The following is a 3,817-nucleotide window of genomic DNA, read 5'->3' as shown; positions in this document are numbered from 1 at the left end:
GCAAGGCCGAGCCTGAAGCGCGCATAGCCTTCATCAATGCCGACTGCCTGCGCGGCAACGGCCGCCTGGTACTGCGGCACTGGGCAGAACTTTCAAATTTCAGCTACGTTGAAGCCCCGGACAAGGCAGCCATGCAGGAAGCGCTGAAGGCCACCGCCGACGCCGACGCCGTGTTCATTGACGTTCCCGGCCTTGACCGCACCACAAGCCTTGCCCGGTGGCGCGAAGAAATGGGCCTGGCGCAAGTGGACGCCGCCACGCATCTGACGCTTTCGCCCTATTGCGATGCCGTGCAGATTCAGGCATTCCTGCACCGCTACAAGTGCGACGGCCCGGGGTCCCTGGTGTGGACAAAGCTGGACGAAGCCGTGAGCTTTGGTACTATAGTCAACGTGGCGTGCGCAGCCGGTTTGCCCATATCGGCACTGTCTTATGGCGCGGAACTCAAGGAAAGCCTTGCCCCGGCCACGGAGCCGCTGGTGTGGCGACTGATTTTTAAAAGGCAAATCCCCGGCCAGGCGGCTTAAGCACGGCCTAAACTACGCGGAGCACACAGATGAGCGGCACATTCCCCCTGGTATTTTCCGTCACTTCCGGCAAGGGCGGGGTAGGCAAGACCAATATCTCGGTCAACCTCGCCATCTGCCTTGCGCAGCTTGGCAAACAGGTGGTGCTCATTGATGCGGACCTGGGGCTTGCCAACGTGGACGTGGTGCTTGGCCTCACGCCGCAGAAAAACATTTTTCACCTCTTCCACGAGGGCGCCAGCGTTAGCGACATTCTTTTCCCCACGCCCTACGGCTTTTCCATCCTGCCGGCCTCTTCGGGCATGAGCGAAATGCTCACCCTTTCCACAGGTCAGAAGCTGGAATTGCTTGACGCCGTGGACGAACTGGAAGACGACCTTGACTACCTCATTGTAGATACCGGCGCAGGCATCAGCGACAACGTCCTGTATTTCAACATGGCCGCCCAGGAACGCCTCGTGGTGCTCACCCCGGAGCCGACCTCCCTTACGGACGCCTACGCCCTTATCAAGGTTCTCAAGACCAATCACGGTGTGGAGCGCTTCAGGGTATGCGTCAACATGGCCCCCGACCAGAAGACCGCCAAGGAAATGTTTGTGCGGCTGGCCCAAGCCTGCGACCATTTTTTGAGCGGAGTTTCGCTGGAACTTGTGAGCGTCATCCCGCGCGATACGGGTGTGCGCAAGGCCGTGGTGCAGCAGTTGCCCTTCTGCGTCAGCGAACCGCAAAGCCCGGCGTCACGTGCTGTCATGGATCTGGCGCAAGGCATCACGCAGTGGGATGTGCCTGAAAACCTTGACGGCAACATCAAATTTTTCTGGAAAAAACTGCTTTTCCGCTAGAGTAGATTAACTTTGAGAATGTACATTCTCAAAGTTTAAGACACGCTCGCTTCGCTGCTTAACCGCGCAAGTAAATTGCGCTTGCATCTTTGCGGCGGGCGACTGCTCACGCAGCCGCCAGAGCAATTTCAAAGTGAAATTGCTCTGGAACGTTTCAAGAGCGCTTTGCTTCAGCAGAGGCATTTCGGCCCCGGCAGACGGGCGTCAGCACCGTCCAGACATCAACCCTGACGTGGAATAACGCGTCCTGCACAGCCTGGCGGGCAGGGGCAGCGGCGCAAAACCGGCATCCAGCATGCCACGGGGTGAGAGAGGCAAAACCGGAAGGATAGCAACATGAAAACCGGAACAGCTCAAGCGCAGGCCCCCGGCCCCTGGGAAGCGCTCGAAACCGGGGCAACCGCCTGGGAAAATTTTTCTCCGGCAGAACAGGAAGCCGTGGTGCGCCATTATGGCCCCAAAATCCGCTTTCTGGCCCTGCGGCTCAAGGCCAAACTGCCGCGCAGCGTGGAGCTTGGTGAACTCATCAGCTCCGGAACGCTCGGCCTTATGGAGGCCCTGGGCAAGTTTCGCCCGCAGTTGGGCATACGCTTTGAAACCTACGCTGAAAGCCGCATCCGCGGCGCCATGCTGGACGAATTGCGCAGACTGGATTGGTTTCCCCGTTCCCTGCGCCAGCGTGTGCGCACTCTCGACGAAGCCATGCGCAAGGTGGAGCACGAGCATGGCCGCCAGGCCACGGAAGAAGAACTTCAGGGCATTACCGGCCTTCCCCTGCGGGACGTGCGCCAGGGGCTTGAAGCACTGCAAAACCAGCTCTGGCTTTCACTGGATGCCATACAAGACACCATTTCGGGCGACGCTCAGGAACCCGATGGAGAACCTTACCGCAAAACAGCCTTTCGTGAACTGGTGGAAAGAGTTGCCCCGCTTATAGGCCGCTTGACGCCAAGGGAAAAGCTGGTACTGTCGCTCTACTATACTGATGAGTTGAATATGCGTGAAACTGCTGAAGTCATGGGCATCACTGAAGGCCGCGTTTCACAGTTGCATTCACAGGCCCTGAGCCGTCTGCGCAAAGAATTCGTCAGCCTGTATGGTGAGGACGCTGACATATAACGATGCAACGGGCAGACGCGAACATCGCGGCAAGCCCCGCTACGGCGCCCCCGCAGGCGTTAAGGAGCTTTCAACATGCCTTATAATCCCAACATGCGTGTTCTTGTGGTTGACGACTTTTCCACCATGCGTCGCATTGTGCGCAACATTCTGCGCCAGATCGGCTTTCAGAACGTGGTGGAGGCCGATGACGGCACCACCGCATGGGAAGTGCTCAACCGCGAAAAAATAGACTTTATTGTTTCTGACTGGAATATGCCCAACATGACGGGCATTGACCTTCTGCGTAAAGTACGCGCCAGCGAACAGTTCGCGCACATTCCCTTTCTTATGGTCACGGCCGAAGCCCAGCAGGAAAACATCATCGAAGCCGTGCAGGCCAAGGTTTCCAACTACATCGTCAAGCCGTTCACTGCCGACACCATGAAACAGAAGATCGACAAAATCTTCGGCTGATCCGGTGCAGGGGCGTTCCTGCGGGCGACAGGCCCCAACGCGGCGGCCAGGAGAATCTTGTGGCAAACAAGACTGACGTCAAAGATGCTCCCGCCAGGGACGAAATGCAGATTTCACCGGGGCCTGATCCGGCCGTGCGCAAGGTGGAACTGGATCTTGACGACGCCCCTTTTCTGAAGGAAGAGCAGGAAGCCGCCAGCCCGGCCGTACAGGGCGACAAAAAGCTTCCTGCCGAGGTTCCTCCTGATCCCAAAGCGGGAAAAAAGCAAAAACTCCTTATTATCGGTGCCGGGGCCGCTGTGCTTTTGCTGTTGCTTGGCGCAGCCGCATGGTGGTTTTTTCTGCGCACGCCGCCACCGCCTCCCCTCGAAATCAAGCCCGAAGTCATTGTGGTTCCGTCGCAGCCTGCCGATGTGCCGCCAACAGACTATATAAAAGAAATGGCTCCCTTTGTGGTTCCCCGCCAGGTAAACGGCGTGACCCGTTTTCTGGTGTGCAAGTTCTCGACAATCAGCAAACGCGCCAGCGTCAGCGGCGAGATGGATCATAAAATGATCTCCCTGCGTGACGCCCTGTTCTTTTACCTGAGCGGCAAGAGTGACGACTACTTGCTTAACCCCGACAATGCTGTCAACATCAAGCGGGATCTGACGAGCATTCTTAATGACTATCTTTCATCAGGTCACATTGATGACGTGCTCTTTGAAAGCTACCTTGCGGAATAAAGCAACACGGCGTTTTTTACGCCTTTTCAACCATGCTGACAGCCTGCAAGGCCGTTTTCCCGCCCCGCGAGGCATGCGCATACAGCGCGGGATCCGATTGCAGGCAGATCTCCGCGCCGGCACAGCCCCGGCCTCACAGGGCGGCCCT

The 3,817-nt window shown here is 57.7% G+C and carries 4 protein-coding genes and 1 pseudogene; all 5 read left to right on the top strand.

Going from position 1 to position 3,817, the window contains the following annotated elements:
- Positions 1-527: pseudogene (locus V6C07_RS06780) on the top strand (flagellar biosynthesis protein FlhF); the annotation flags it as partial.
- Positions 528-556: 29 nt separating this feature from the next.
- Complete coding sequence (locus tag V6C07_RS06775; RefSeq protein WP_333535590.1) at positions 557-1,369, top strand: MinD/ParA family protein; 813 nt, start codon at positions 557-559, stop codon at positions 1,367-1,369.
- 336 nt (positions 1,370-1,705) lie between these two features.
- Positions 1,706-2,488, top strand: coding sequence for a FliA/WhiG family RNA polymerase sigma factor (locus tag V6C07_RS06770; protein WP_333535588.1), 783 nt, complete (start codon positions 1,706-1,708; stop codon positions 2,486-2,488).
- A gap of 75 nt (positions 2,489-2,563) precedes the next feature.
- The gene (locus V6C07_RS06765) at positions 2,564-2,944 is read left to right on the top strand and encodes a chemotaxis response regulator CheY (protein ID WP_291301747.1); all 381 of its coding nucleotides are present in this window, start codon (positions 2,564-2,566) and stop codon (positions 2,942-2,944) included.
- Positions 2,945-3,003: 59 nt separating this feature from the next.
- Positions 3,004-3,669 carry a flagellar basal body-associated FliL family protein gene (locus tag V6C07_RS06760; protein WP_333535586.1) on the top strand — a complete coding sequence of 222 codons (666 nt, stop codon included), beginning with the start codon at positions 3,004-3,006 and terminating at the stop codon, positions 3,667-3,669.
- Positions 3,670-3,817 lie beyond the last annotated feature (148 nt).

The organism is Desulfovibrio sp. 1214_IL3152, from assembly GCF_036763055.1.
Lineage (GTDB): Bacteria > Desulfobacterota > Desulfovibrionia > Desulfovibrionales > Desulfovibrionaceae > Desulfovibrio.
This window is presented reverse-complemented; position numbering and strand designations above follow the sequence as displayed.

What these genes read in the sequence shown, in the direction of transcription:
- V6C07_RS06775 (WP_333535590.1), top strand. Translation starts at nt 557, where the DNA reads ATGAGCGGCACATTCCCCCTGGTATTTTCCGTCACTTCCGGCAAGGGC.
- V6C07_RS06770 (WP_333535588.1), top strand. Translation starts at nt 1,706, where the DNA reads ATGAAAACCGGAACAGCTCAAGCGCAGGCCCCCGGCCCCTGGGAAGCG.
- V6C07_RS06765 (WP_291301747.1), top strand. Translation starts at nt 2,564, where the DNA reads ATGCCTTATAATCCCAACATGCGTGTTCTTGTGGTTGACGACTTTTCC.